Raw genomic sequence first — 26,816 nt, 5'->3', positions numbered from 1 at the left:
CGGAGGAGATATACCAATATGGCAGAAGTCACTGTTAAACAACTTGCCGGTGTGGTTGGTGTTCCCGTTGAGCGTTTATTAGCGCAAATGCAGGAAGCGGGAATCGCAGGTAAAAAAGATGGGTCTCTGGTGTCAGAGTCCGAAAGACAAGCGCTATTGAACCATCTTAAACGATCACATGGTGAAGAAGACGAGAATGTTACTTCACCTAAAAAGATTACTTTGAAGCGCTCTACTACTTCGCAGTTAAAAGTAGCTGGCGCGTCAGGTAAGAAAAAAACGGTTAATGTCGAAGTGCGTAAAACACGTACTTACGTGAAGCGTACTGATGTAGAAGGCGATACGACGGATGCCGACAAGGCTGCAGCTGAAGAAGCGGCACGTCTGGACGCAGAGCGTCTGCTGCGAGAGCAGGCGGAAGCCGTCGCTAAGGCAGCACAAGTGAAAGAAAAAGCGAAGGCTGATGCTAAAGCCGCTGACGCTGCAAAAGCGCGTGCGCCAGTAACAAAAGCTGAGCCTGCACCGCAAACGGCAGCAGCCAAAGCTGATTTTAAACCTGCACCAAAAGCAGCACCTGCCGCTCAGGATGATAAGAAAAAGTCGTTCCGTGGTGAAGATAAAAAGCCTGGTAAGGCAACACATGGGCGTAACTCTCGTGGCGGAGCCGGTGAATCTAAAGGCGCACGTCGTGGTGGAAAATTATCACGTAGTAATATGAAAGGTAATCGCCCAAAGACTGCGCATCAGCTGGATAATGCGCATGGCTTTACAGAGCCGCAGGCACCCAAAGTGCATGAGGTTGAAGTTCCTGAAAGTATTACCGTTGCTGAGCTGGCTAAGAAAATGTCAGTTAAAGCCGCTGAAGTGATCAAGGTTATGTTTAAAATGGGAGCTATGGCGACCATTAATCAGATGATTGACCAGGATACAGCGGTACTGGTTGTTGAAGAGATGGGCCATGTCGCTAAGCCGATGGCGGAAAATGCCATTGAAGAAGCGTTGATGGAGAGTATTCAGCAGTCTCAGGGCGAATTACATAGCCGCGCACCTATCGTGACGGTAATGGGCCACGTTGACCATGGTAAAACATCGTTACTTGACTCTATTCGTCGCACGCGTGTAGCCGCTGGTGAGTCGGGTGGTATTACCCAGCATATTGGCGCATACCATGTAGAAACTGATAATGGCATGATCACTTTCCTTGATACGCCGGGACACGCAGCTTTTACAGCCATGCGTGCACGTGGCGCCAAGTTGACAGATATTGTTATTCTGGTTGTTGCTGCAGATGATGGCGTAATGCCGCAGACCGAAGAAGCTGTGCAGCATGCGAAAGCGGCAGGTGTGCCTTTGGTTATTGCCGTTAACAAAATGGATAAAGAAGACGCGGATCCTGATCGTGTTAAAAACGAGCTGGCTCAGCGTGATGTTATTCCGGAAGATTGGGGTGGCGATGTGCAGTTCATTCCTGTTTCTGCGAAAACAGGTGACGGCATCGATGCCTTGCTGGAAGCGGTCTTGCTTCAAGCTGAAGTACTTGAGCTTAAAGCGGTAAATAATGCACCGGGTCAGGGTGTTGTTGTTGAGTCCCGTCTGGATAAAGGACGTGGTCCGGTTGCTACGCTTCTTGTGCAAAATGGTACCTTGAAAAAAGGTGATATTGTTCTGGCAGGTCTGCATTATGGCCGTATCAGAGCGATGTTGGATGAGAATGGCAAGCCAGTTGAAGAAGCGGGTCCGGCTATTCCTGTCGAAATTCAGGGGCTTGATGGTACACCTGCAGCGGGTGATGAATTCACGGTTGTGTCTAACGAGAAAAAAGCAAGAGAAGTCGCTTTGTTCCGCCAGGGCAAGTACCGCGATATCAAGCTGGCTCGTCAGCATGCTTCTAAGCTTGAAAATCTGTTCGCAGATATGGAAGCCGGTGATGTCAAGAACTTGAATATTGTTCTTAAAGCTGATGTAAGAGGCTCTCTGGAAGCGCTGACCAGTGCCTTGGAAGATCTCTCCACTGATGAAGTTAAAGTGGTTATCGTCTCCAGTGGTGTTGGTGGTATTTCTGAAACAGAAGCAAACCTTGCGTTAGCATCCTCTGCATTGGTTGTCGGCTTTAATGTCCGTGCTGATGCGCAGGCAAAAGCAATTATTGCTCGTGAAGGCATACAGCTTCGTTACTACAGCGTTATCTATAACATCATTGATGATGTGAAGCTGGCGATGACAGGCTTGTTATCACCAGAGTTCCGTGAAGAGATCGTTGGTATTGCAGAAGTTCGTGATGTCTTCCGTTCACCAAAGCTTGGCCTTGTTGCTGGCTGTATGGTGACAGAGGGTACTGTATTCCGTAATAAGAATATTCGTGTACTGCGTGATAACGTCGTTGTCTACGAAGGTGAGCTGGAATCGCTGCGTCGCTTTAAAGATGTGGTGAGTGAAGTGCGCCAGGGTATGGAGTGTGGTATTGGTGTTAAAAACTATAATGACGTGAAAGTCGGCGACCAGATCGAAGTGTTCTCGGTTGTTGAAGTTCAACGCACATTGTAACGGAGTAGTATGGCACGCGAATTTAGTCGTACTCAACGGATCGCTGACCAGATGCAACGAGATCTGGCTCAGCTGATTCAGTTTGAGATCAAGGACCCTCGTATGGGGATGGTGACAATCAGCCACGTCAAGGTCGCTAAAGACCTTGGTTTTGCCGATGTTTATATCACCGTTTTTCCTATAGGAGAGCAGACTCAAGAGGACGCTGTTAAGTGTTCTCTTGAGGTGTTGCGTAATGCTGCTGGTTTCTTAAGGCATGAGCTATCGCACAAGATTTTATTGCGTGCGATGCCTCAGCTGCGTTTTCACTTTGATACAAGTGTTGAGCGAGGCCGTCACCTGCATAGTCTGATCGAGAAGGCTTCTCGCGAACTGCGCGAAAAGAATAACTCGGAAGAGGATTAGGCCGTGGGTCGGCGACATAAAGGCCGTCCGGTGGACGGCATTTTTCTGCTTGATAAACCGCAGGGCGTGAGTTCCAATTATGTACTGCAAGGAGTAAAGCGTATCTATGGTGCGGCTAAAGCCGGACATACAGGTGCGCTGGATCCATTAGCGACAGGCATGTTGCCGCTGACGTTTGGCGAAGCAACTAAGTTCTCACAATTTCTTCTCAATGCGGATAAACGCTACCAAACCACCGCAAAGCTGGGTATCAGAACGGATAGCAGCGATGCAGATGGGGCGGTTGTTGCAACAGCGGATGTCGGAGCACACGTTACGCGTGAGCTTATTCAGTCGCTGCTGGAAAAACACTTTACAGGCGAAATTGAACAGGTTCCTTCGATGTTTTCTGCGTTGAAGCATAATGGTCAGCCGCTATACAAGCTGGCCAGGCAAGGTGTGAGCGTCGAAGTTAAGCCGAGAAAAGTCACGATTTTAAATATTGAAATTCTCGACTTTCGTGGTGATGAAGTTGATCTGGATATACGCTGTACCAAAGGCACCTATATCCGTTCGATTGTAGAGGACTTAGGTCTGCTGTTGGGCTGCGGTGCTCACGTAAAAATGTTGCGTCGTCTGGACTCAGGACCTTATAAAGCCGCTGATATGATCACCTTGGAGCAGCTGCAGAAAATAGCGGCTCCAATCGCGCCTGATGAGCCCCCCCAAAGCATACAAAAGCGCTTAGATGCGCTATTATTAGCGCCGTGGTCAGCCATTGAGGACTCACCTGTCATTGAACTGGAAGCAGAGCAATGTGCACGTGTACTAAATGGCATTGTCATTGACCTCAATATGCCCGCTCAGCCGCTTGTAAGAATACAAGCAAAAGATACTGGTAAGTTTCTTGGTATCGGCGAGATAACTGAAGAAGGCCGGTTAGTTTCAAGACGTTTAATGTCTACAAACGAACAGCCTTCTTAAGATTAGCTGCAGGTAGCATACTGCCAGCAGTGAATGGCGATGAACTGATAATATGCTCGGTTCACCGTGTCCTATAATCCGACAGCAAAGCTGTCTGCATATTAGACTGGAGTTAGATAGATGTTAACAGCTGAACAGAAAGCTCAGATCGTAACAGACTTCGCACGTAGCGAAGGTGATACAGGTTCTTCAGAAGTACAGGTTGCTTTGCTAACTGCAAACATCGAAGCACTGCAAGGACATTTCAAGGCTCATAAGCATGACCACCATTCACGTCGTGGTCTGATTCGCATGGTAAACCAGCGTCGTAAGCTGTTGGATTACTTGAAAAAAAGCGATGCGGATCGTTACCTGACAGTGATCGGCCGTTTAGGTCTGCGTCGCTAAGTCAGAGTTTTCCAAGGGTCATACACTGTATGGCCCTTGTTTTATTCAGCCTGTTTCATAGAGAAAGTTTTCAACCAGCCTGTACTCATTTGTATTCAGTCCTTCGATCGGTAGGACAGAGTGCAAATGAGTACTGGCACTTAAGATGGTGTGGAATCGATTTCTCTCGATCAGGCATTTGTTTATTTTACGAGAGGTAATATTAGTGCAAGCGATTACAAAGACTTTTGAATTTGGTGGCCAGCAGGTTACATTAGAAACAGGGCGTATTGCTCGTCAGGCAACTGGCGCAGTCATGGTTACAATCGGTGATATACAGGTTCTGTGTACAGTCGTAGGTGCTACTGAAGCACGCGGTGGTCAGGACTTCTTCCCACTGTCTGTTCATTACATCGAGAAAACCTATGCGGTTGGTAAAATTCCTGGTGGATTTTTCAAACGTGAAGCACGTCCCTCAGAAAAAGAAACACTGACATCGCGTCTGATTGACCGTCCTATTCGTCCGCTTTTCCCTAAAGGTTACATGAATGAAGTACAGGTTATCTGTACGGTCATGTCGGCAGATAAACTAAACGATCCTGATATTGCAGCCATGATCGGTACGTCTGCGGCCCTGTCTATCTCCGGAATTCCTTTTGTAGGCCCGATTGGCGGCGCGCGCGTTGGTTTTACAGAAGAAACAGGTTATATCCTCAACCCGAACTATGAGCAGTTAGAGACGTCTGAACTGAACATGGTCGTTGCCGGTACGTCTGACGCTGTTCTGATGGTTGAATCAGAAGCGCAAGAACTGACTGAAGATGAGATGCTGGGTGCAGTGTTGTTTGCTCACACTGAGATGCAGGTTGTTATCAATGCAATCAACGAACTGAAAGCTGAAGCGGGCAAGCCTGCTTGGGATTGGCAGCCAGCGGTGAAAAATGAAGCACTGATTGGGCAAGTTAATGCTTTGGTTGGTCAGGGCATTGCTGATGCATATCAGGTTGCAGATAAAATGCAGCGCCAGGGCGCACTCAATGATCTGCGTAATAAAGCGGTTGCTGAACTGGCAGGATCTGAGGAAGGTCAGCCTTCTGAAAAAGAAGTATCAGGTGTTGTCAGTGCAGTTGAGAAAACGATTGTACGTCAGCGTATTGTAAACGGTGAACCGCGTATCGATGGTCGTGATACTAAAACGGTTCGTCCTATCAATGTAGAAATTGATATTCTTAAAGGTGCTCACGGCTCATCATTGTTCACCCGTGGTGAAACTCAGTCTATCGTGACATGTACTCTGGGTACGTCTCGCGATCAGCAGTTTATTGATGCACTGGAAGGCGAGCGCAAAGATCCGTTCATGCTGCACTATAACTTCCCTCCTTATTCAGTAGGTGAAGCCGGCCGTATCGGTTCTACAGGTCGTCGTGAAATTGGACACGGTCGTCTTGCTCGTCGTGGTGTTGCGGCTATGCTGCCATCACAGGAAGAGTTCCCATACACCATTCGTATCGTTTCAGAAATAACTGAATCTAATGGTTCAAGTTCTATGGCGTCTGTTTGTGGCGCGTCTCTGGCGATGATGGATGCGGGTGTTCCTTTGAAAGCCCCGGTTGCTGGTATTGCGATGGGCCTGGTTAAAGAAGGCGATAAATTTGCCGTCTTGACTGATATTCTGGGTGATGAAGATCATCTCGGTGATATGGACTTTAAAGTAGCCGGTACTGAGCAAGGTATTACTGCACTGCAGATGGATATCAAAATCACCGGTATCACTGAAGAGATTATGGAAACGGCACTGGAGCAAGCGCTTCACGCACGTACTCATATCTTGAAAGAGATGTCGAAAGTAATTGGTTATTCTCGTCCTGAATTACCAGACAATGCTCCGGCGATGACACAGCTGAAAATCAATCCTGAGAAAATCCGTGATGTAATCGGTAAAGGCGGCGCGACTATTCGTGCTCTGACCGAAGAAACTGGCGCGATGATTGATATTGAAGATGACGGTACTGTACGTATTTACGCCGCTGACAAAGCAGCGGCAAAAGCGGCAACAGATAAAGTACTCGAAATCACTGCTGAAGCTGAAGTAGGTAAAATCTACGAAGGTAAAGTTGTTCGTTTAGAAGAGTTCGGTGCATTTGTAAATATCCTGCCAGGTAAAGATGGTTTGGTGCATATTTCTCAGATCGACAACAAGCGTGTTGAGAAAGTAACCGATTACGTCAAAATGGATGACATGATTAAAGTTAAGGTGTTGGAAGTTGATATGCGTGGTCGTATTAAGCTTTCCATGAAAGATCTGGTTCAGGATGAGTCTGTAGAAGGCTAAGCTATTCTGATCTGATATAAAAACCCTCCTAGTGAGGGTTTTTTTATGCCTGTAACTAACATGAATGTACCTCTAATGAGTTATTTAAGGAAAAACAATTAACATGTATAATAATTACATATTAAAGAATTGAGAGCTCATTATGGCTATTATAATGTTTGAAAAATATCCGGCTTCGCGTTGGGAAACATTACTCAGTAATGGTTTCAGGTTGTTGTTTCTCTGCGTGGCTGCGGCGGGGGTTATTTTAATGGGGTTGTGGTTAGCGATCCTGAAGGGTTTTTGGTACGGGAGTTCTATCGCGGTGCCACTGGTACAGTGGCATGCTCATGAGATGATGTTCGGTCTTGTTGGTGCAGCCATCGGTGGCTTTTTGTTAGCCGCTGTTTCTAAATGGACAAACCGTTTGCCTGTGAGTGGTATGCCGCTGGCCATATTAGTGCTGTGTTGGATACTGGGACGGCTGGTGATGCTCAGTTCTGCACAGTTACCTTACGGTATTGTAGCGGCAGTGGATCTGCTTTATGGCGTTTTGCTGGTGTTTATCATTGGTCGTGAGATTATGGCTGGCGGTAACAAACGTAACTATAAAATCGTAGTTATGCTGGGCTTGTTCAGCGTTTTTAATCTGCTGTTTCATCTCGGTCATCGCTATGGCGTTGAATATAGTGAGATGGCACTGCGCGGTGTCATTATGCAAATTAGTCTGATGATTGCACTGATCGGTGGACGTATTACCCCTTCTTTTACACGTAATTATCTGGTTCAGAAAGAACCTGACTCAGATAAACCGCTGCCGATGCTATTTAATCGTTTTGATATGTTTGTCAGCGCATCCTTGGTTGTGGCGGCTATCTTCTGGGTAGTGCTTCCTGTCAATGTCATAACGGGTGGCTTGTTGTGTCTGGCAGGTGTCGCTCAGTGGGCGCGCATCGGTCGTTGGCAGGGGCAAAGGATTTTAGCTGAGCCTCTGTTATGGGTATTACATCTTGGCTTTGTGTGGTTGGGTGCAGGGCTTGTATTACTTGGGCTATCTGCATTCTCATGGGTTAATGCTTCAGCAGGACTGCATGCTATTGGTATAGGCGCCATGGCAGGAATGATTCTTGGTGTTGCTTCCCGTGCCGCGCTTGGCCATACCCAGCGTGCATTGGTAGCAGGCAAAATGATGAGTATTGCTTTTGTACTCATTAGTATTACTGCACTGCTCAGAGTCGCGGCCGCACTGGTCGGTGGTGTCGCTTATGAGCACTTTATATTAAGTGCCGGTGTTATCTGGTTAGTATCGTTTGTTCTGTTCTGCATTCGCTATGTGCCGATCCTGATATCACCTGCGCCTGGTTGGAAAAATCCTGGTTAGGTTTCCTTAACACAAACAGATAAGCACTATATTTTTGGCTGGGAGAGTCGTACTAATTTAAAGTGGTCTGTAATGATGGGCGTTTCGCAGTGCGTAAAGTAATGACTGGCTTTGCGTTCCAGCGGAATATGCAGGTTCACTACAAAAATGGCGATGCCTCTTTTCGTTAAGTGTGTGGCAGCACTTTGCAGAAAACGATCTGTCAGATCGTTTTCAACGCCAAAGCCTGAATGAAAGGGTGGGTTACAGATAACCAGCGGGTAGCGTGAGTTAATATTATCGGCGCAATTATCCGCCAGCGCATTTCCCTGTAACTGATAGTGATCAAAATTAGCCTGACAGGCAGTAACCGCAGCCGCATTGTTATCCGTTGCGGTGACGCTGATGTCGAGGAGTCTGGCGGTATGAAGACTCAGGTAGCCGTAGCCACAACCGATATCTAAAGCAGAATCAATATCCTTGTTTTCTGCAACCAGCATTGCCAGATGCTGTATTAGTAGCTCACTGCCCTTATCAATTTTGTCCCAACCGAAAATCCCGGGTTTACTCCAAAACCTGAAGTGCGAGTCGCCGGGTGCCTGTCTCAGGCTTCGGTAGGACTTGTCATCCAGAGTCGAAGGCGAAGGGCCTTCAAAAGTGATTTTACCTGCCCATGTTTGTTTATCTGCTTTCCACGTTTCTGTAGGAATGTTTGTCAGTGTACCTGCTCGTTCGATAAATCCTTTGATGCCTTCTTGTTTTAAGCCGCTGATATACAGCGAACCTCCGCCGGACAGTAAACGCTGCGCCTGATTGATAATGTAATGGGCTTGCGCTTTTTCTTTAGGAATGCGTAAGAAAATGGACTGGAAATGATGCTCGCCTAAGTTTTCGAGCAGGTAATCATTAAAGTGGCAGTTCCAGCCTTGCCGTTGTAAGTCCTGAGTAGTATCCAGCCGGTTTGAAATAGCGCTGATCAGTGGGATGGCGGGTGGAATGATATGCGTAGAAATATTCTCATCTACAATCCATAACGCGGCTGCACTCACCTGTTTAAACTCTGAATAAAGCAGGTCAAAGGCTTTATCGGTACTCATCTGCTTAAGTTGATCTCGTCAGCAGTTAACTCACGATATTCGCCGGGAGCCAGAGACTCGTCAAGAACGATGTGGCCAATACGATCGCGATGTAGCTTGATAACCTTATTTCCCACTGCAGCAAACATACGCTTTACCTGATGATAGCGGCCTTCGGTTAACGTCAGAAAGGCTTCATCAACGCCAATAATTTCAAGCTGAGCGGGTTTGGTCAGGTGCTTCTCATTCAGGAGTTGTACGCCTTGAGCAAACAGCTCCACCGTTGATTCCGGAATCGGATCAGCTGTTTCCAGCAGGTAGCGTTTCCCTTGCTTATGTTTGGGAGAAGTTATTTTGTGAGACCACTGGCCATCGTCAGTAATCAGCAGTAAGCCGGTGGTATCAAGATCGAGTCTGCCCGCCAGATGAAGGTCATTGGGTCGCGGCTCATCGATAAGCAGGCCCATCACAGTGGCATTGTTGGGATCATCGGATGAACAGACGTAACCATAAGGCTTATTCATCATGAAATAGCGCGGACGTGGTGCATCAATGTGCATTTCCTGAAACGTGACAATATCATCCTCAGAAACTTGCAGCGATGAATCGCGGGTGGCGATACCATTAACGGTGGCCAAATCTTTATGTATCAGGCGTTTGATGTCTTTTCTGGAGAGGCCGGTCGCTTGGGACAAATACTTATCTAGACGCATGTTAGGTAAACTTTCCTGAATACAAAAAGTCATTATAACGTGCTCAGACGCGTCCCAGAACCTAATTCATAGCTTCGCTTGAAAAAGCAGAGACAGGTGAGGATTTAAATGCATCTGGATGCTGCCTTGCGGTAGAATATGAGGCTTCAAATGAGGGTGTATTACTGTGAAGCTTTTTGTAAATAATCTGACAAATGTAGATTTTTCCTATTTGCACTCATCTCGAGGCTTGATGGGTGAGTCTTGGTTGCTGCAACTTGAGCTGGATGGCGCGCTTAATGAACAAGGAATGGTCTGCGATTTCGGGATTGTGAAAAAGCTGACACGGGAGTGGATGGATAAAACGATTGATCATGCGTTATTAGTGCCTACCCGGATGGATAATCTCAAGGTGGAGCAAGCGGTTGGTCAAACCCGGGTTGAGTGGGTCTATCCGGATGGACAGGCGTTTAATTGCCTTTCTCCAAGTAAAGCGATTGCGCTGATTGATGTTGAGGAGATAACGCCAGAGTCGATGGCTGAATGGTGCACAGCGCAACTCATTGAGTTATTTCCTCAGGAAGTAAAAGGGCTCAATCTTCGCTTTGTTGCCGAACAGATTGATGGTGACTTTTATCATTACAGTCATGGTTTGCAGCAACATGATGGGAATTGCCAGCGTATAGCTCATGGCCACCGCTCCCGCATTGAAATATTTATCAATGGTGAGCGTGATCAAAAACTAGAGCATGAGTGGGCATCGCGTTGGAGGGATATTTATATTGGCACGTCAGCACACCGTAAAGAGAGTGCGGAAGGAATGCATACTTACGAATATCGTGCACCTCAAGGCGAGTTTTCACTGACGTTACCTGCGCAATATTGCTACGACATTGATACAGAAAGTACAGTGGAGCAAATAGCACGTCATTTGGCCGCGAGGATTAAGCAGATGAAGCCATTCGATGAAGTGCTGGTGCGGGCTTATGAGGGCGTGGGTAAAGGCGCTGTCTCTCAGGTCTAGTTGCACTGGAGGCTTGGCTTGCGACGAAGAAAATAAAAAAACCGCAGCTTTGGGCTGCGGTTTTTTTATGCGGTAAGCTAATGACTAGTCACGTTCGATAGCCAGAGCAGTACCCATACCGCCACCGATACATAGAGTGGCCAGGCCTTTCTTCGCATCACGTTTGATCATTTCATGAACCAATGATACGAAAATACGGCAACCGGAAGCACCGATTGGGTGTCCTAGTGCTATTGCACCACCGTTAACGTTGACGATGTTTGTATCCCAGCCAAGGTCGCGGTTAACTGACATTGCTTGCGCGGCAAATGCTTCATTGGCTTCAACCAGTTCAAGATCATCGACAGACCAACCTGCTTTCTCCAGCGCTTTCTGTGTAGCACAGATAGGACCTGTACCCATGATGGCAGGATCAACACCAGCAGATGCGTAAGCTTTAATACGTGCTAAAACAGGCAGGCCCAGTTCTGCTGCTTTTTCAGCAGAGCAAAGCATAACAGCTGCAGCGCCATCGTTAATCGTAGAGCTGTTGCCTGCTGTAACTGTTCCATCCTTTTTGAAGGCGGGACGTAGTTTTGCTAATGCTTCAGGTGTACAGCCAAAGCGAGGTTGCTCATCAGTATCAAAGACAACCGGGTCACCTTTACGCTGAGGAATCAGAACAGGAAAAATCTCACCTTTAAAGCGTCCTGAGGTGACAGCGGCTTCAGCTTTATTCTGTGATGCGCTGGCAAATGCGTCTTGCTCTTCACGAGTAAAGCCGTATTTTTCGACGATATTTTCAGTGGTGATACCCATGTGATAGTTGTTGAAGGCATCCCACAGGCCGTCATTGATCATGGTATCGACCATTTTCCAGTCACCCATGCGTGCGCCATTGCGGGAGTTCGGCAAGACATGAGGAGAGCTGCTCATGTTTTCTTGTCCGCCGGCAATGATGACATCAGCGTCGCCGCAGCGAATCGCTTGAGCAGCCATTTGAATAGCCTTCAGGCCTGATCCACACACTTTATTTATAGTCAGTGCTGGAACTTCTTGAGGAATACCGGCATTGATCAGTGATTGGCGGGCAGGGTTTTGACCACAGCCCGCTGCCAGAACCTGTCCAAGGATAACTTCGTCGATTTGTGCAGGATCAATTTTCGTCTGTTCTATTAGACCTTTCAGTACCGTAGCACCTAAATCGGTTGCTTTTACGCCAGCTAAAGAACCATTAAATGTGCCAACCGCAGTACGGCCAGCAGCAACAATAACGACTTCACGCATGATTGTGCCTCTTATCAGTAAACTCTATCCGGTCACTTTTATATTAAAGAGATCCGAATGATGCAAGTGCCTAAAACAGCCCTGCAGGAGTCAGCTTAGTAGTTGGTTTTTTTCCGTAATTCGAAAAATATCAGTGTGAGCAACCGAGAAGGCTATTGCAAGCACCTTAAGCAATAAACATTGAAAAAGGTGCCGACAATTAGTCGTATTGAAAGAGGTTTTTTTGTCGATGTATAAGTTAACGACTTCAGAGATTGATCACCTGATTATCGAGAAGACGGGCTGCGCCCATATAAGCAGCGGCAAGAATAACCAGCTGCGTATCGTCTTTTGATGCTGCCAGCAGATCACTTTGGCGTGCAATGACGAAGTAGTCACGCTTAAAGCCTGCGCCTTCGAGTTGTCGCTGTGCAGCCTCAACCAGTGCGTTGAAATCAGTGTTGCCTTGCTCGATTGCTTGCGCCGTAGTTTTAAGGGTTTTATTGAGGGCGGTGGCTGCGCTGAGTTCTTCTTCAGATAGGTAGCCATTTCGGGAACTCAATGCCAGGCCATGCTCATTTCGAACGATCGGCGAACCCTGAATAGTGATGGGTAGGCTCAGGTCTTTAGTCATTTTGCGGATGACGAAAAGCTGCTGGTAATCTTTAGCGCCAAAAATAGCTAAATCTGGTTGCACCATGCCAAACAGCTTACAGACAATAGTAGCAACCCCCTGGAAGTGACCTGGACGGCTAGCGCCACAATAAAGGTTGGATACATCAGGTACTTCTACCATGGTCTGTTTTTCGCGCCCATCAGGGTAAACTTCTTCCTCTGAAGGTACGAATAAATAGTGGCAACCAACGGTTGTTAGCTTCTCCTGATCGGCTTGAAGTGTACGTGGATATTTGTCGAGATCTTCGCCAGCGGAAAACTGTAACGGGTTAACAAAAATAGTGGAGACAATGATATCGGCATTTTCTTTTGCTTGCTGTACCAGAGCGATATGCCCCGCGTGCAGGTTACCCATTGTCGGGACTAAACCAATTTTTTTGCCGTGTGCACGTTCCTCCGCCAGTAGCTGGCGGAGCTCGTTGAGTGTGTGAATCGTTTTCATAAGTTATTCGAAGCTGTGCTCTGGCCCCGGGAAGCTACCTTGCTTCACTGCGGCTACATAGTTTTGAATTGCTGATGGGATGTCAGCAGCGTCTTCCATGAAGTTTTTAACAAACTTAGGACTTCTGCCTGGTGTGATACCGAGCATGTCGTGTAATACCAATACTTGGGCGTCCGTCGAGACACCGGCACCTATGCCGATGACAGGGATATCAACCGCTTGCGTGATTTCTTCTGCCAATAAAGAAGGCACGCACTCAAGTAATAAAATGCTGGCACCGGCTTCTTCTAGCCTGACAGCATCTTCAATCATTTGTTTTGCGCTGCGACGGTCGCGCCCCTGGACTTTGTAGCCGCCGAGTTTGTTCACCGCCTGAGGTGTCAGACCCATATGCACACAGGTGGGTATGCCACGTTCAGACAGTAGCGAAACACTCTCAGATAACCAGGCATCGCCTTCGATCTTGATGATGTGAGCGCCGGCTTGCATGAGCAAGGCTGCATTTTCCATCGTTTGTTCGGGTGTTGCATAACTCATAAATGGCATATCAGCCATTATCATGGCGCCCTGATTGCCTTTGGCTACGCTGGCGGTGTGATAGATCATATCATCCATGGTGACAGGCAAAGTGCTATCCTGCCCCTGTAGAACCATTCCAAGAGAATCGCCTACCAGAATCACTTCTACCCCAGCTTCGCTGACAACATGCGCAAAGCATGCATCGTATGCGGTCAGGACAGTAAACTTTTCACCAGCCTGCTTGCAGGTGGATAATGTATGTAATGTGACTTTGTTCATAGGCAACTCGATCGATTAATAGGGATGCGCTGATTTCGAGCGTGATTATACAGAGATCTTTTCCAGTGTGCCCAGCGGGCATGCTACTAATAGATCATTTATTGACCTGCCATCGGGAAAAATCAGGTCTGGAGAGACCTCAAATAAAGGCCAGAGTACAAAATTTCGTTCTATAGCGAAAGGGTGAGGGACGGTTAGCCGGGAAGATTGAATGGATTGGCTACCAAATAAAATAATATCCAGATCCAGTGTTCTGGGCCCCCAGTGTGTGTGACGTACACGCCGGTGTTGCTGTTCAAGCGACTGCAGTTGATCAAGCATTGCTTCAGGAGCAAGACTTGTTTCAAGTAACGCAACAGCATTAATGTAGTCAGGCTGGCCGGCAGGACCAACAGGGTCGGAGCGATATAAACTGGAGCTGGATAGCAGGTAAGTGTCGGTTATCTGCTGCAGCTCCCTCAACGCAGTCGTGACTTGCTGGCGAGGGTTTTCCAGGTTGCTGCCCAAGCCAACGTAGCAGTGGTTAAGCGTTACGCGGGTCATTTTTAGCTCTTCTGTGACGACGAGGCTTGCGCGAAGGTTGTCCATCAGAGGCTAACTCAGAAACCATTTGTTCTTTTTCCTGAGTTGATGCCGATTGATATTGAGTCCACCACTGGCCTAAATTATTGAGAGATTCACCGCTTTGCTCTCTTAATAGAAGCAGGTCGTATGCTGCACGAAACCGCGGATGCTCTAATAACTGCTCCGCACGGTTGCCAAAACGTTTCGGTAAGCGCAGTTGTAATTCCCAGATCTCTCTGATCGGAGTAGAAAATCGGCGTGGAATAGCGGTGCGCTTAACTTGTTGGGCAATGATATCGTTTGCTGCAGCATGCAGAGCAACCAGTTGAGGCATCTTGTTATTCTGCTTAAGAATTTCTTGCATGCGGGTTTGCAGCGGATGCCAGAGCAAAGTTGCGAATAAGAAAGCGGGCGTAACGCTTTTGCGCTGATTGATACGTCTGTCAGTGTTTTTTAAGCCTTGCAATATCAGTGCTTCGGCTAAGCCATCGTCAGATTGTTTTTTGATGGCCTTTGTCGCAGAGGGCAGTAATTGTTCCAGCAACTGGTATTCTTTGAGTAACTGGTATGCTGTGGCAGCGTGGCCGGACTGAAATAGTTTTAATGTTTCATCAAACAGACGAGCAGGAGCGATATCCTGCAGCAGATGGGCTTGCTGTCTGATTGGTGCGGCTGTTGCCTGCTCAATTTCAAAATCGAGTTTGGCGGCAAAACGAATCGCGCGCAGCATACGAACCGGGTCTTCTTTATAGCGGTTGTCCGGGTTGCCAATGAGGCGGATCACTTTCTTCTGTATATCCTCATAGCCATTTGTGAAGTCGTAAATACTGTGGTCTTTGACGCAATAATAGAGAGCGTTAATCGTGAAATCTCGACGTAGGGCATCTTCTTCTATTGTGCCGTAAACATTATCGCGCAGGATCAGGCCGGATTCTGCTTGTTTACCTTTGACGTCGTCATCATTTTCTTCAGAGTCATGTCCTGCCCTGAAGGTAGCGACTTCAATGATTTCTCGTCCAAAGCGGACATGCAGAAGTTTGAAACGGCGCCCTATCAAGCGTGAGCGTTGAAATAGCTCATGCGCTTCTTCAGGGTGTGCGTTGGTCGCAATATCAAAGTCTTTCGGGCGTTTTTTGATCAGGATGTCTCTGATGCAGCCGCCGACCAGATAGCCTTCATAACCAGCGTCCAGAAGCCGGTAGACGACTTTTGCCGCATTATCATCTAAATGCTTGCGAGGGATCTGGTGTGTTTGTTCCGCAATGATACGCGCAGTATTGTCCTGGTCTGCCTGGGCCTCAGTATTCTGAATATGGATAGGCTCTTTCACAGGAGAAGAGGTCGGTTTGCTACGGAACAGTCCGGTAACTTTCTGGATTAAACGGTTAGGCATGAGTTTTAAACTTTGCTCGTAATATATTTTGCGACACATCATAACATTGTTATGGTGACACATTAAGCAATGGGGGAATAAACACTAAAAGAGTAGATGGATAAGCTGACCGCAAGCTTTAAAGGGTAACATCTTGGCTTGTTGTTATAGTTAGAGCACTAAAGTTACGTGAATATAACCTAGCGATCAGCTTTTAAACCTCATTTTTATTATTATTCGAGGTAGATACTTATCAACACTCATCCTATATTTATATTTATTAGTGGTGGCGTTTCAAAGCTTATTTTTGTTGTTAGAACACCCAACATAAAGCATCAGGCGTGCCATGTTTTTTAAGTACTTGATTATAAAGGTTATATTTTATTTCTTTGTTTTGTTAAATGCGGATGGTTACTTGCGGAAACACTTTTTTGTTTCTTAAGGTAACACTTTGTCTTTGAAGTGTTACCTGTGTGTTACTGTCGCGTTACCCTTTAGGCCGTTTGGGTATGCCCAGTTTTTGCCTGCGCTCCCATAAGCACTTTCGACTGACGCCTAGCTTTCTGGCCAGGTCGGTTTCACTCATCTCATCCTGATGTTCCATGACAAAGCGTTGGAAGTAATCATCCATGGAGAGTCCTGCTTGTGATTGCTTTTTGGGAGCAGGGTTGGTAGCCGCCTGGTGTGATGTTGTTTGCTCGGAATATTCAGATTCCAGTCGTTGCAGGCTAGGACGGGTTTCTATATCAAGTCCCAGTAATTCAGGCGTAATGAGGTGGTTGTCAGCAAGAATGACCGCTCTCTCTATGGCGTTTTCCAGTTCCCGGACATTTCCCGGCCAGTTATATTGCAGCATTATCTGCTGTGCGTTATCGCTGAGGGTTGCTTGTGGACACTTCATCCGGGAACAAGCGCTGATTAAAAAACGTTGGGCGAGCTCAATGATGTCTTGTCCGCGTTCCCGTAGTGGTGGAATTTTGAGCTCCATGACATAAAGCCGGTAATATAAGTCTTCACGGAACAGGCCAGAACGAGCCAACTCTTTCAGGTTGCGATGAGTAGCGGCAATTAATCGAACGTTGACCTTGATTGACTGTGTGGAGCCCACTTTACGAATTTCTCCTTCCTGAAGAAAGCGCAGTAGGCGAGCTTGTGCCTCTAAAGGCAACTCACCTATTTCGTCGAGGAAAAGAGTGCCTTTGTCTGCGGCCTCTATCAGGCCGCAGCGACTACTGTCAGCACCGGTGAAAGAGCCTTTTTCATGACCAAACAATTCAGACTCAATTAAGGATTCAGGAATGGCAGCGCAATTGACCGAGATCATCGGGGCCTGAGCGCGAGCGCTTTGTTCATGTATGGTGCGCGCTATCAGCTCTTTGCCTGTGCCTGACTCACCCAGTACCAGTACGGTGGCATCTGTACGGGCCACTTTGGAAGTGCGTGAAAACAGAGAAAGCATCGCCTCACAAGAACCAGTGATTTGGGTGTGTTGGACTTGCGCTTCTATGCTGATGTTATGGTGGTCTACAGGTTGCTGGTTAAGAATGGATGAGATGGTAGATAGCATTTCATCATGATTAAAAGGTTTGGCAATGTAGTCAACTGCGCCCATTTTCATTGCGTCTACTGCAGATTTCATACTGGCATAGCTGGTCATAATCAACACAGGTACGTTTTTGGCCAGCTTGATCAGGTCGGTTCCGGGGGCGCCGGGTAATCGAAGATCACTGATGATCAGGTCATACTCAATCAGGTTGAAGCGTGATGTTGACTCATCAACAGATGCAGCATCATCTATTTTATAGTTGTTTTTTTCCAATAAACGCCGAAGCGCTGCACGGATGATTGACTCATCCTCTACGATCAGAATACGGCTCATTGCTCTCTACCTACTCTCCAATGCGAGACCTTTCAGAAAGTTCGTCTTTCAATTCAGGTTTGGAGCCCGGTAAGGTGATAATCACCTGCGTGCCTTTCTTCTGTTTGTTATTGGCGGGGCTTATTATTTTAATACTACCATAATGTTCAGTCAGTATGTTGTAAACCAAAGGGAGTCCTAATCCGGTGCCTTTACCCGGTTCTTTGGTGGTGAAAAATGGTTCAAAAAGCTTGTCTTGAATGTCTTTATCAATGCCGCTGCCTTCATCCGTAATACTTAAGAAAATGCGTTGATCCAGCTGTGTGCAGTTGATGCGGATGGTGCCCCCGGGTAAAGAGGCATCGCAAGCATTGTTAAGAATATTAACCAATACCTGTAGCAACAGTTGCGGGTCTCCATCCACCATCAGGTTGTCTTCAAGCTCACAGATAAAGTGCTGTTGTCTGGCGTGCATGTCCAGCGTAACCAATTGTATTGCCTCTGCAATACAGAGGCTGAAATCGAATGTTTCAAACTGAATGTCACTGATGGTCTGACCGGTATGTGCAAAGCGTACCAGTGATTGCACAATGCGGTTAATCCGGCGTGTCTGCTCCAGAATCTGATCACCGGCTTGTAAAACTTCCGGTTCATCTGTTTCCAGAGAGAGGTTTTGTGCAAGGCAGGCAATACCGGTAATCGGATTGCCAATTTCATGGGCTACCCCGGCGGCAAAGCGCCCGATCGAGGCGAGACGTTCGCTGTGTATCAGGTTGTCGGTAAGCTGGTGGTGTTCTGTTTCATCCTCAACCAGAATTACAATTGAGCTATCTGGATTATCGGAGAGCTGGCTTTTATGCAATGTCAGCCAATAACTGTTGGCTCCCAGTGTGATGTGGGTGTCTATCAGGTGGTTGTCGCTCTGCTCCATGAAGTCTGCCAGAAGTGTGCACCAAGGTTGTGGTAGCTCGGATAAAGACAGGTCCGCGACATCGTGAGCGCTCAGCTGGGTGAGTTTGGCAATTTCGTTGTTCCAGAACAGAATATGCTGCGAAGGCGCGACGGTACAGGCGCCAATAGGAAGTTTTTCTAATGTTCTTCTGTGGTAGCGGCGCAACTCATCCAGCTCTGCTGCCAGCCCGCTGAGTTTGGCCTGGTAAGTTTCAAGATGCGTTTCTAACAGATAGATATCACGTGTCTGGAAGGCTTTTTCGCCTTGTTGATTTGCCAGTGGTTCGAGCAGTGTTGCCGCTTCAACGGGACCAATCAGAGCGGAGAGGTTTTGTTCCAGTGCATTGCGTAAACGTAATAGTTCTAACGGCCCCATCTGTTCTTTGTCGAGGTTTAGCTGGTTAATGGCGTGTTGCAGCTCACGGCGTGCGGCGGTTTCACCTAGTTTAGGGGTGAGTAGACGGATAATATCGGTTGTTTCAAAAGAGGGGCGCTGAATATCGGAAGGGGAATCGATAGTATTGATGAGGCATGCCTCACCCGCGCGGATCTCTTCAGGATGAGTGGGTGTAAGGCGAGAGACTATAATGAAAGCACCGATATTCATTAGCAAAGATATGATGGCTGAAGATTGCCAGTTAAGACTTTCAATACTGGTGTCTGTGAGTAGTGCTCCTGGCTGCAGTATGACGGGATAAAAGGTGGTGATGATCCAGCTGGACATGCCAATAATCAATCCGGTGATAAAGCCGATACGATTAGCGCCCAGCCAGAAGAGAGTGGCAATAATCCCTGGTAAAAACTGCAGGAAGGCGACAAAGGCACTCAGGCCGAGAAGATGAATTTGCTGATGTGCGCCGAAAGCCATATAAAAAAGATAGCTGCATAACATGACTAAGGAGATGAGTATGCGGCGCAGCCAGAGTAGCCATGCATAAAACTTCACATTTTCGGGTGTTTTGATAAGGGGTAGTATCAGATGGTTTTGCAGCATGGAGGCTAGCGAGATAGAGGCTACAATGAGAATCCCGCTGGCGGCCGTCAGGCCGCCGATAAACACGGTGATAATCAGCCATTCAGAATGTAATGCCTGGCTTACGAAAAAAAGCAGAAAAGAGGATTCCTGATGTACTTCAAGCTTATAGCCTGCCAGTACGATGACCGGTACACAGAGCGCCAGTAGCAACAGATAAAGCGGTATTCCCCATGATGCTTTGTAGAGGCTGTCTGCTGAGCGGTTTTCAGTAAACGCCAGATGAAACATATGCGGCATCACGAGGGTAGCAGTAAAAAACGCGAGTAGTAGAGTGTGCCAGCTATCATCGTTATTGCTGCTCATCAAGGATGTTAGAATTTCTGGATTCTGCTTAAGCCAGAGTAAAGTATTTGAAGGGCCATCGAGCACTGCAAAAAGTACATAGGTAGCGATGCTGATGAGCACTGCCAACTTAATCAGCGAGCTGATCGCCATCGCCATGACTAATCCGCGGTTGCGTGCCCGCATTGACGGGTGGCGGGTGCCAAAGAGAATCGCAAACAGGGCTATCAAAGCACAGAATGCAGCAGCAATCTCAGAAGACTCAAAATCACTGTTAAGAAGATGTAATGTGCCGGTAACTGCCTGAATTTGTATCGATAGCAAAGGCAAGGTCGCCAGGAGTAGTAACAATGTTGTAATCGTGCCGACCAGTCCGCTACGAAACCTGAAGGCAAACAGATCGGCAAGAGAGCTTAGTTTGTAGCGATTCGTTATATTGAAAATGGGAATAAATAATGAGGGTGCCATAATAAAAGCGGCGGTAGCCCCCAGATAGGATGATAAAAATAACAAGCCGGAATCTGCCAACATCCCGAAAGCGCCATAAAAAGTCCAGATGCTCGCATAGGTGCCTAACGATAGCATGTGAGTGATCGGGTGCTGTGATATGCGGCGCGGGATTAGTTCACGCTCGGTGGCGTAAGCAATACCAAACAGAAAGAGCAGGTAAGCAGTAACAATCAGGAAAAGTTCGGTAACCGAAAAATTCATAATTTAGTTATTTTTAACGCAGCTGGAAGACAAAGGAGCAATCGCGCAAAGGTCTCGGTTAAGTACACCTATCATAATAATACTCAATTCAGGTCTCTATTGGTAAGCCTGCGCTTAATTCATGCTCGGATCTGAGCGTTGTGCTCAGCATATCCGGCGGCGATGTTTTTCTCAATGCTATGCTGTTTTTCTCAAAACGAGACAGGTGTCTTTCACTGGGATCTGGATTTATCAAACGATTGGAGTTGATCAGACGGTTGCTATCAAGGTGTATCAGATAAATCAGAGGCAGGCTGAGGTCGCCAATAAGGATGCAACTAAGAGAGTGGGAGCGAGTATTAGTCTTAGGATTGTTGTAATAAATTCAGGCAAAGCGGCGAGCCGTTTGCCTGAATCTAGAAGCTTAAGATCCGATCTGTTTTTCTTTTATTTCGGCCAGTGTTTTACAATCAATACACTGGGTTGCGGTAGGGCGGGCTTCCAGACGACGGATGCCAATATCGATACCACAGGTGTCACAATAACCGTATTCGTCGTCTTCGATGCGTTCCATTGCTTCACTGATCTTTTTGATCAGCTTGCGCTCACGGTCACGTGTTCGAAGTTCAAGGCTGAACTCTTCTTCCTGGCTGGCCCTGTCGCTAGGGTCTGCAAAGTTAGATGCTTCTTCCTGCAGGTGGTGGATTGTACTATCAACCTCCTCCATTAGTTCCTGTTTCCAGGCCAGAAGAATATGACGGAAATGATCTTTTTGAGCATCATTCATGTATTCCTCACCCTTTGCAGACTCGTAAGGTACAAAGTGTGTGAATTGTGTATTGCTAGTGTTTGGCATGTGGCGCCTCACTTCTCCGAAATGACCGGCTTTACAGAGTAAACCGGCAACCCAATTACAGTTGATTCCATTACTTCCTGAGATCAGAAGGTTGGAGAAACTACCAGAAGAAACACTTTTAGGCTAGTACTGATACACAAAAAGTGGAAGGAGTTATTAGATTAATACCGTACAGTGTTATCTACTCTACTGACAATAAGTATGTTTGAGGCAATATTCGATACAACTTATGTATAATGCGTGGGTTAATTGTGAGGAGTCAGAGATGGATTATCGATGGTCGGGACGCGCGCGTGAAATTGAATCGTTCAAAGTAATGGATCTATTAAAACGAGCCAAAGAGTTAGATGCGCAAGGCTGTGATGTTGTGCATATGGAAGCGGGAGAGCCCGATTTCAGTACGGCGCCATTGATCAAGGAGGCTGCTCATCGGGCGATTGATCTGGGGTTTACACAATACACACCATCGGCAGGTATTCCTGAATTAAGACAAGCGATCTCTGGATTTTATAAACAGCGCTATGGTCTGGATATCGCCGCTAACCGCATCATTGTTACCTCGGGTGCTTCCGGTGCCCTGTTGCTGGTTTTCGGCTTGCTGGCCGATCCTGACACCACCTTTATGATGAGTGATCCGGGATACCCCTGTAACCGCCAGTTTTTGCGGATGCTGGAAGCACGCGGGCAACTGGTACCAACCTCTGCGGAGCAGAATTTCCAGTTGACCCCGGAGTTGATTCGTCAGGAATGGAAAGCTAACACGGCAGGTGTTTTGCTGGCATCGCCAGCCAACCCAACCGGCTCCGTCCTTCATAAAGGCGAATTGGCGGCTGTAGCAGAAGCGGTCCGGGAAAAGAACGGCGCTCTGGTGGTCGATGAACTGTATCATGGCCTGACGTATGGATTTGATGCACCCTCGGTGCTTGAGGTAGATCCTGAGGCGTTCGTTATCAATAGCTTTTCAAAGTATTTTGGTATGACAGGATGGCGGCTTGGTTGGATTGTTGCGCCGCAAACGGCTGTGCCGGAAATAGAGAAGCTGTCACAGAATTTATATATCTCACCCCCCACGATATCGCAATATGCGGCTTTGGCGGCTTTCGAACCTGAAACGCTGGCGGTGTTAGAAGAGCGGCGTCATCAGTTTGAGTTGCGTCGTAATTTGCTGGTGGATGGCTTAAGACAACTGGGCTTTAAGATTCCTCTGATGCCGGAGGGTGCCTTTTACGTGTATGCCGATGCATCGCACCTGACAGATAATACATTTGAATATTGTTGGCGCTTGCTAGAAGAACAGCATGTCGCGGTTACACCAGGGTTGGACTTCGGTACTTATCGGGCGAATCAGTTTATCCGCTTCTCCTATACTACCGGGCTGGATCGAATAGAGCTGGCACTGCAGCGCTTGGCAAGAAAAATTAAAGGCTGAGATAGCGGTTTGTTATCAGTCAGTTACCTCATTTATTGACTGAAGGCAAAGTGACCCAGACCTGTCCTTTTTTAACTGTGCTGGGAATGCTTGTAAGCATTTCGCCGGGGCAGGGGCCAGCGATACATTCACCGTTGTCTATGCTAAACAGGGCTCCATGAGTGGCACACTGAATGAAATTTTTTTCCAGGTCGAGAAACTGATGCGGTTGCCACTCTAATGGAACACCGCGGTGAGGGCACAGGTTGAGATAAACGTGGATCTGCCCCTGCTTGTTAACCGCGAAGAGTGAGATATCATCCAGCTGAAAGCCTTTTGAGGTGTCTTCAGGTAAGGTGTCGAGTGTGCAAAGCAGTTGCATGTCAGGGCTCCATCAGGGAAAGTGAATCAGATGCGTAGCATGATGAAGAGCATTCAACCATCACTGAGCATAAGTGATTATAATTCGTGCATATGATACTGCCAGATGAGCCCGGAATACAGCGTGTTAATGAATCACACCTCCATACGTTTTTTGCTGCTAGTGCTGTTTTCGGTCGGCGTGCATGCCGCTTTTTTCTGGGCGGGGCCGCGCGCAGCTGAGCAGAACCTAAATGACCAGAACTTAACTGGACAGAACTTAAATGGACAGAGCTTAAATAAACAGGAACCGCGCAAACCTATTACTGCTTCGTTGTACACTATCAGGTTACATACCGTAGCAGATAGAAGGAGTGTTCTTGACACGCCCTCACCCGTAAAAAAATCTAAACCGCAACCGCAACCGCAACCGCAACCGCAACCGCAACCGCAACCGCAACCGCAACCGCAACCGCAACCGCAACCGCAGACTATTTCTTCTGTGGTATCAGATACGCCGTTAAATAATCAGGCTAACGTCAGTAAAAGCGTAGCAAAGTCGATAGGTGAAGAAGAGGCGGTGGGCGAAGAGGAGAAGGTTATGTTTCTGGATTATCAAACCCTGAAATATCAGGTGCCGCCAGTACCGCCAGAATATCCGCGCATAGCAAAACGACGAGGCGTAGAGGGAACCGTGATATTAATGCTGATGATTAACCGGATCGGCACCGTTGATAGCGTATTAGTTGATCGTAGCTCAGGCTATGCGATGCTGGATAAGGCTGCCATTGAAGCGGCTACACAGTGGCGTTTTGTGCCCGCCATCAACGCAGGAAAACATAGGCTGTCACAGGCACGGATTCCTGTACGTTTTTCTCTGATAGGAGGCGGATAATGTCCAATCAGAGAATGAAAATCAGTCTGTGGATATCTGCATGGGTGTTATTGCCGGTGTTGATGTTGCTTTCGCTCTTGAATGGCTCAGCAGTGTTGTCGCTGAGCGATATCTGGGAGGGCAGTGACTTATCGCGGAGGATTTTGTATGAGTTGCGTTTGCCAAGGGTGTTATTGGTTATGTTATCGGGGGGCTTGTTGGCTATTGCGGGCGCGGTGGTGCAGGCGCTGTTTCGAAATCCGCTGGCCGATCCCGGGTTAATTGGTGTTTCAGGCGGTGCTGCGCTGGCAGCAGTGGCCTGGCAAGTGGTCGCCTCGGCGGCACTGGGTAGCGGTATCTGGGTATCGGCGGGCACGCCGCTGGCCGCTTTTGCGGGCGGCATGCTGGTGACCTTTTTTGTTATTAGAATAGCCCGCAACACCTCTGGCATCTCAGCCCTGACCCTTTTACTCACAGGCATCGCGATTAATGCAATTGCTGGGGCAGGTATTGCCGGGCTCAAATATCTGTCTGACAGCATGACGCTGCGGCAGGTGACTTTTTGGTTAATGGGAAATGTTCAGGGTGCTTCCTGGTGGGCTGTATTGATGTTGTTGCTGATAAGCGTGATTTTCGTACCTGTCTTGATTCGTCATGCCGTGCGGCTCAATTTATTGCTTCTGGGTGAGCAACAGGCGTTACTTCTGGGTATTGATGTTGAGAAAACGCAGCGGCGGTTGGTATTGATTACGGCTTTAATGGTGGGCGCGGTGGTATCTATGATGGGGCTGATAGGATTTGTCGGGCTGGTGGTTCCACATTTAGTGCGCTTAGTGAACGGGCCTGATAATCGTTTTTTATTACCGATGTCGTTTCTTTTAGGTGCGCTGTTGTTACTGCTGGCTGATTTGGTGGCGCGTATTATTGCGGCCCCGGCTGAGTTACCGATTGGCTTAATTACCGCACTAATTGGCGGCCCGGTTTTTCTCTTTATGATTGCTTACCAGCAACGGGGGCGGGGCGCATGCTGAAGGCTCAGCTTCTCTCTGTTAGCCGCAATGGGCAAGCGGTGCTGGATAATGCCAGTGTCGATATACGACCCGGCTGTTTGCATGTCATTCTGGGGCCCAATGGCGCAGGAAAAACAAGCTTGCTGAAAGCCTTGTCAGGCTTAACGACAGTCGATTCAGGGAGTATTCTTCTGCAAGGAAAAAAGATCCAGAGTTACAGCGTAAGTGAGCGCTCACTATTGATGTCGGTTTTGTTACAAGAGCAGTCTCTGGATTTTCCTTTCAAGGTTCGGGATGTCGTTTCGATGGGAGCCTACCCTGTAGATGCCACCTTGTTGCAAATGGAAAGTGTCGTCCAGCAGGCGATGGCTGACTTGGAAATAGAGCACTTAGCAGATCGGAATTATACCGCTTTATCGGGCGGAGAGAAGCAGCGCACGCATGTGGCACGCTTGCTGGTTCAGACCACAGCGGATACCTGTTATGTACTATTGGATGAGCCTTTAAAGGCAATTGATTTGAAGCATCAGGTTGCGCTGATGCAGCAGTTCAGAGCTATGGCTAATCAGGGGAAAGCGGTGTTGCTGGTGTTGCATGACCTGACACTAGCGGCCCGGTTTGCTGATACCATCACGCTGATGGATAAAGGCCGGATAATAAAAACAGGTTCAGTTGAGCAGGTTATGCAACCCGGTATTTTGTCCGGCGTTTTCCAGACGCCTATCAATGCGACACAAGCGATGGGCCATACCTTATTTTTTGTACATTCAATCTAGTCTCGAAATATAGTCCCGGTGGATCAGATCGATCCTACGGTTCTACCAGTCCCTGGGCAATTAGCTGGCTTACCAGTACGTTGATGGCATCATCACTATCCGTATCAACCAGTAAGGTGTGCGTTAATTCAGCATCGGTGAGCAATTGTTGATGCTTTAATTGATCCTGCATGACTGAAACATCAGCATCAGAAGCATCCCCGCCTTCCTGACTTCGGCGTGCTAAGCGCGCTTCTATGAGTTTTACATCACAATAACAGCTGATAATACGCAACGGAATGTCGAGTGAATTGGCCAGATCAATATAGCTTTGGCGTGTACGCTTTCTGATAAAGGTCGCGTCGACAATAACGGAATAGCCGCTTTTGAGTAGCTCTTTGGATAAATTCAGCAGATGCTGAAAGGTGCGTGCGTTCATCTCTTGTCCATAAAGACTGAGGCGTTCACCACGTCGGCATAGCTCACGATAAAGGCGTTTACGTTCAACATCGGAGCGTATTTTGATGCAATCGAGCCGTTCGACCAATTGATTACACAAATAGCTTTTTCCGCTGCCGGAAACACCATGCATCAAGAACAGCGAGGGTTTCTCTTTGCGAGCGTATGTCCGGGTGAGTTGCAGGTAGCGGCGGAACGTCGCTTTATCCGGATGCTCACCGAGCATGGCTACTTTAGCGCGCACCATAGAACGGTATGACTTATAAAAATTAAGCAGCGTCAGGCCTTCGTAATCGCCAGTCAGCTCAAGATAACGGTTCAGGCAACGGTTGGCCCAGCGATATTGGCCTTTCACTTCAAGATCCATGAGAAGGAACGCCAGGTCACAAATAGTGTCTATCCAGCGGAACTGCAGATTAAACTCAATGCAATCAAACAGG

General features: G+C 47.6%; 23 protein-coding genes. 11 read left to right on the top strand and 12 right to left on the bottom strand.

The annotated features are described in order from the left end of the window. Positions 1-18 precede the first annotated feature (18 nt). From infB to ABY436_RS04570, 6 genes are all read left to right on the top strand, one after another. Positions 19-2,544 (top strand): translation initiation factor IF-2, encoded by a 2,526-nt coding sequence (gene infB, locus ABY436_RS04595; RefSeq protein WP_372737848.1) that lies wholly within the window; start codon positions 19-21, stop codon positions 2,542-2,544. Between the two features lie 9 nt (positions 2,545-2,553). Then, positions 2,554-2,949 carry a 30S ribosome-binding factor RbfA gene (gene rbfA, locus ABY436_RS04590; protein WP_372737847.1) on the top strand — a complete coding sequence of 132 codons (396 nt, stop codon included), beginning with the start codon at positions 2,554-2,556 and terminating at the stop codon, positions 2,947-2,949. A gap of 3 nt (positions 2,950-2,952) precedes the next feature. Then, positions 2,953-3,912 (top strand): tRNA pseudouridine(55) synthase TruB, encoded by a 960-nt coding sequence (gene truB / locus ABY436_RS04585; RefSeq protein WP_372737846.1) that lies wholly within the window; start codon positions 2,953-2,955, stop codon positions 3,910-3,912. 120 nt (positions 3,913-4,032) lie between these two features. Continuing rightward, positions 4,033-4,299 (top strand): 30S ribosomal protein S15, encoded by a 267-nt coding sequence (rpsO, locus tag ABY436_RS04580; RefSeq protein ID WP_372737845.1) that lies wholly within the window; start codon positions 4,033-4,035, stop codon positions 4,297-4,299. Between the two features lie 205 nt (positions 4,300-4,504). Beyond that, the gene (gene pnp, locus ABY436_RS04575) at positions 4,505-6,610 is read left to right on the top strand and encodes a polyribonucleotide nucleotidyltransferase (RefSeq protein WP_372737844.1); all 2,106 of its coding nucleotides are present in this window, start codon (positions 4,505-4,507) and stop codon (positions 6,608-6,610) included. 142 nt (positions 6,611-6,752) lie between these two features. After that, complete coding sequence (locus tag ABY436_RS04570; protein ID WP_372737843.1) at positions 6,753-7,970, top strand: NnrS family protein; 1,218 nt, start codon at positions 6,753-6,755, stop codon at positions 7,968-7,970. A gap of 26 nt (positions 7,971-7,996) precedes the next feature. Here ABY436_RS04570 and ABY436_RS04565 read toward each other — a convergent pair whose 3' ends face one another. Beyond that, entirely contained in the window at positions 7,997-9,046 is a 1,050-nt protein-coding gene (locus ABY436_RS04565) for a methyltransferase (protein ID WP_372737842.1), read from the bottom strand. Further along, entirely contained in the window at positions 9,043-9,738 is a 696-nt protein-coding gene (gene rsuA, locus ABY436_RS04560) for a 16S rRNA pseudouridine(516) synthase RsuA (protein ID WP_372737841.1), read from the bottom strand. Before rsuA ends, ABY436_RS04565 begins: the two co-directional genes overlap by 4 nt. 166 nt (positions 9,739-9,904) lie before the next feature. Between rsuA and ABY436_RS04555 the strand changes: the two genes are divergently transcribed. Next, positions 9,905-10,741, top strand: coding sequence for a 6-carboxytetrahydropterin synthase (locus ABY436_RS04555; RefSeq protein ID WP_372737840.1), 837 nt, complete (start codon positions 9,905-9,907; stop codon positions 10,739-10,741). An 84-nt stretch (positions 10,742-10,825) separates the two neighbouring features. Here ABY436_RS04555 and ABY436_RS04550 read toward each other — a convergent pair whose 3' ends face one another. From ABY436_RS04550 to dksA, 8 genes are all read right to left on the bottom strand, one after another. Then, positions 10,826-12,007: an acetyl-CoA C-acetyltransferase gene (locus ABY436_RS04550; RefSeq protein WP_372737839.1), complete on the bottom strand. Its 1,182-nt coding sequence runs from the start codon at positions 12,005-12,007 to the stop codon at positions 10,826-10,828. 247 nt (positions 12,008-12,254) lie between these two features. Next, complete coding sequence (gene panC / locus ABY436_RS04545) at positions 12,255-13,103, bottom strand: pantoate--beta-alanine ligase (protein WP_372737838.1); 849 nt, start codon at positions 13,101-13,103, stop codon at positions 12,255-12,257. A gap of 3 nt (positions 13,104-13,106) precedes the next feature. After that, entirely contained in the window at positions 13,107-13,901 is a 795-nt protein-coding gene (gene panB, locus ABY436_RS04540) for a 3-methyl-2-oxobutanoate hydroxymethyltransferase (RefSeq protein WP_372737837.1), read from the bottom strand. Positions 13,902-13,946: 45 nt separating this feature from the next. After that, a complete protein-coding gene (gene folK / locus ABY436_RS04535; RefSeq protein ID WP_372737836.1) occupies positions 13,947-14,444 on the bottom strand; it encodes a 2-amino-4-hydroxy-6-hydroxymethyldihydropteridine diphosphokinase in 498 nt (165 codons plus the stop codon). Then, positions 14,425-15,858: a polynucleotide adenylyltransferase PcnB gene (gene pcnB, locus ABY436_RS04530; RefSeq protein ID WP_372737835.1), complete on the bottom strand. Its 1,434-nt coding sequence runs from the start codon at positions 15,856-15,858 to the stop codon at positions 14,425-14,427. Before pcnB ends, folK begins: the two co-directional genes overlap by 20 nt. Positions 15,859-16,324: 466 nt before the next feature. Next, positions 16,325-17,716 (bottom strand): sigma-54-dependent transcriptional regulator, encoded by a 1,392-nt coding sequence (locus ABY436_RS04525; RefSeq protein WP_372737834.1) that lies wholly within the window; start codon positions 17,714-17,716, stop codon positions 16,325-16,327. A 10-nt stretch (positions 17,717-17,726) separates the two neighbouring features. Further along, positions 17,727-20,675 (bottom strand): ATP-binding protein, encoded by a 2,949-nt coding sequence (locus ABY436_RS04520; protein WP_372737833.1) that lies wholly within the window; start codon positions 20,673-20,675, stop codon positions 17,727-17,729. Between the two features lie 403 nt (positions 20,676-21,078). Further along, the gene (gene dksA, locus ABY436_RS04515) at positions 21,079-21,510 is read right to left on the bottom strand and encodes an RNA polymerase-binding protein DksA (protein WP_372737832.1); all 432 of its coding nucleotides are present in this window, start codon (positions 21,508-21,510) and stop codon (positions 21,079-21,081) included. 265 nt (positions 21,511-21,775) lie between these two features. Here dksA and ABY436_RS04510 point away from each other — a divergent pair, with 265 nt between their 5' ends. Beyond that, complete coding sequence (locus ABY436_RS04510; protein WP_372737831.1) at positions 21,776-22,939, top strand: pyridoxal phosphate-dependent aminotransferase; 1,164 nt, start codon at positions 21,776-21,778, stop codon at positions 22,937-22,939. Between the two features lie 28 nt (positions 22,940-22,967). On the opposite strand, the gene ABY436_RS04505 is transcribed toward ABY436_RS04510, so the two are convergent. Further along, positions 22,968-23,300 carry a Rieske (2Fe-2S) protein gene (locus ABY436_RS04505; protein WP_372737830.1) on the bottom strand — a complete coding sequence of 111 codons (333 nt, stop codon included), beginning with the start codon at positions 23,298-23,300 and terminating at the stop codon, positions 22,968-22,970. Positions 23,301-23,429: 129 nt separating this feature from the next. Between ABY436_RS04505 and ABY436_RS04500 the strand changes: the two genes are divergently transcribed. The 3 genes from ABY436_RS04500 to ABY436_RS04490 are packed head-to-tail and all read left to right on the top strand — an operon-like array spanning position 23,430 to position 25,938. Further along, positions 23,430-24,173, top strand: coding sequence for an energy transducer TonB (locus ABY436_RS04500; protein WP_372737858.1), 744 nt, complete (start codon positions 23,430-23,432; stop codon positions 24,171-24,173). After that, positions 24,173-25,183: a FecCD family ABC transporter permease gene (locus tag ABY436_RS04495; RefSeq protein WP_372737829.1), complete on the top strand. Its 1,011-nt coding sequence runs from the start codon at positions 24,173-24,175 to the stop codon at positions 25,181-25,183. Before ABY436_RS04500 ends, ABY436_RS04495 begins: the two co-directional genes overlap by 1 nt. Further along, the gene (locus tag ABY436_RS04490; protein WP_372737828.1) at positions 25,177-25,938 is read left to right on the top strand and encodes an ABC transporter ATP-binding protein; all 762 of its coding nucleotides are present in this window, start codon (positions 25,177-25,179) and stop codon (positions 25,936-25,938) included. Before ABY436_RS04495 ends, ABY436_RS04490 begins: the two co-directional genes overlap by 7 nt. A 34-nt stretch (positions 25,939-25,972) precedes the next feature. Here ABY436_RS04490 and ABY436_RS04485 read toward each other — a convergent pair. Further along, positions 25,973-26,816: AAA family ATPase (locus ABY436_RS04485; protein ID WP_372737827.1), on the bottom strand; the 844-nt coding region annotated here is incomplete at its 5' end.

The sequence above is a fragment of the Neptunomonas sp. genome (assembly GCF_041601355.1).
Classification (GTDB): Bacteria; Pseudomonadota; Gammaproteobacteria; order Pseudomonadales; family Balneatricaceae; genus Neptunomonas.
Note: the sequence above shows the minus strand (reverse complement) of the source record. Positions and strands in the feature narration are given on the sequence as shown.

Bases quoted from the DNA above. Each gene is read 5' to 3' on its own strand.
- ABY436_RS04490 (WP_372737828.1), top strand. From the start codon at position 25,177: ATGCTGAAGGCTCAGCTTCTCTCTGTTAGCCGCAATGGGCAAGCGGTG.
- ABY436_RS04550 (WP_372737839.1), bottom strand. From the start codon at position 12,007: ATGCGTGAAGTCGTTATTGTTGCTGCTGGCCGTACTGCGGTTGGCACA.
- ABY436_RS04505 (WP_372737830.1), bottom strand. From the start codon at position 23,300: ATGCAACTGCTTTGCACACTCGACACCTTACCTGAAGACACCTCAAAA.
- ABY436_RS04565 (WP_372737842.1), bottom strand. From the start codon at position 9,046: ATGAGTACCGATAAAGCCTTTGACCTGCTTTATTCAGAGTTTAAACAG.
- ABY436_RS04570 (WP_372737843.1), top strand. From the start codon at position 6,753: ATGGCTATTATAATGTTTGAAAAATATCCGGCTTCGCGTTGGGAAACA.
- folK (WP_372737836.1), bottom strand. From the start codon at position 14,444: ATGACCCGCGTAACGCTTAACCACTGCTACGTTGGCTTGGGCAGCAAC.
- ABY436_RS04520 (WP_372737833.1), bottom strand. From the start codon at position 20,675: ATGAATTTTTCGGTTACCGAACTTTTCCTGATTGTTACTGCTTACCTG.
- dksA (WP_372737832.1), bottom strand. From the start codon at position 21,510: ATGCCAAACACTAGCAATACACAATTCACACACTTTGTACCTTACGAG.
- panC (WP_372737838.1), bottom strand. From the start codon at position 13,103: ATGAAAACGATTCACACACTCAACGAGCTCCGCCAGCTACTGGCGGAG.
- rbfA (WP_372737847.1), top strand. From the start codon at position 2,554: ATGGCACGCGAATTTAGTCGTACTCAACGGATCGCTGACCAGATGCAA.
- infB (WP_372737848.1), top strand. From the start codon at position 19: ATGGCAGAAGTCACTGTTAAACAACTTGCCGGTGTGGTTGGTGTTCCC.
- ABY436_RS04525 (WP_372737834.1), bottom strand. From the start codon at position 17,716: ATGAGCCGTATTCTGATCGTAGAGGATGAGTCAATCATCCGTGCAGCG.
- ABY436_RS04510 (WP_372737831.1), top strand. From the start codon at position 21,776: ATGGATTATCGATGGTCGGGACGCGCGCGTGAAATTGAATCGTTCAAA.
- ABY436_RS04500 (WP_372737858.1), top strand. From the start codon at position 23,430: ATGAATCACACCTCCATACGTTTTTTGCTGCTAGTGCTGTTTTCGGTC.
- pcnB (WP_372737835.1), bottom strand. From the start codon at position 15,858: ATGCCTAACCGTTTAATCCAGAAAGTTACCGGACTGTTCCGTAGCAAA.
- ABY436_RS04495 (WP_372737829.1), top strand. From the start codon at position 24,173: ATGTCCAATCAGAGAATGAAAATCAGTCTGTGGATATCTGCATGGGTG.
- panB (WP_372737837.1), bottom strand. From the start codon at position 13,901: ATGAACAAAGTCACATTACATACATTATCCACCTGCAAGCAGGCTGGT.
- rsuA (WP_372737841.1), bottom strand. From the start codon at position 9,738: ATGCGTCTAGATAAGTATTTGTCCCAAGCGACCGGCCTCTCCAGAAAA.
- rpsO (WP_372737845.1), top strand. From the start codon at position 4,033: ATGTTAACAGCTGAACAGAAAGCTCAGATCGTAACAGACTTCGCACGT.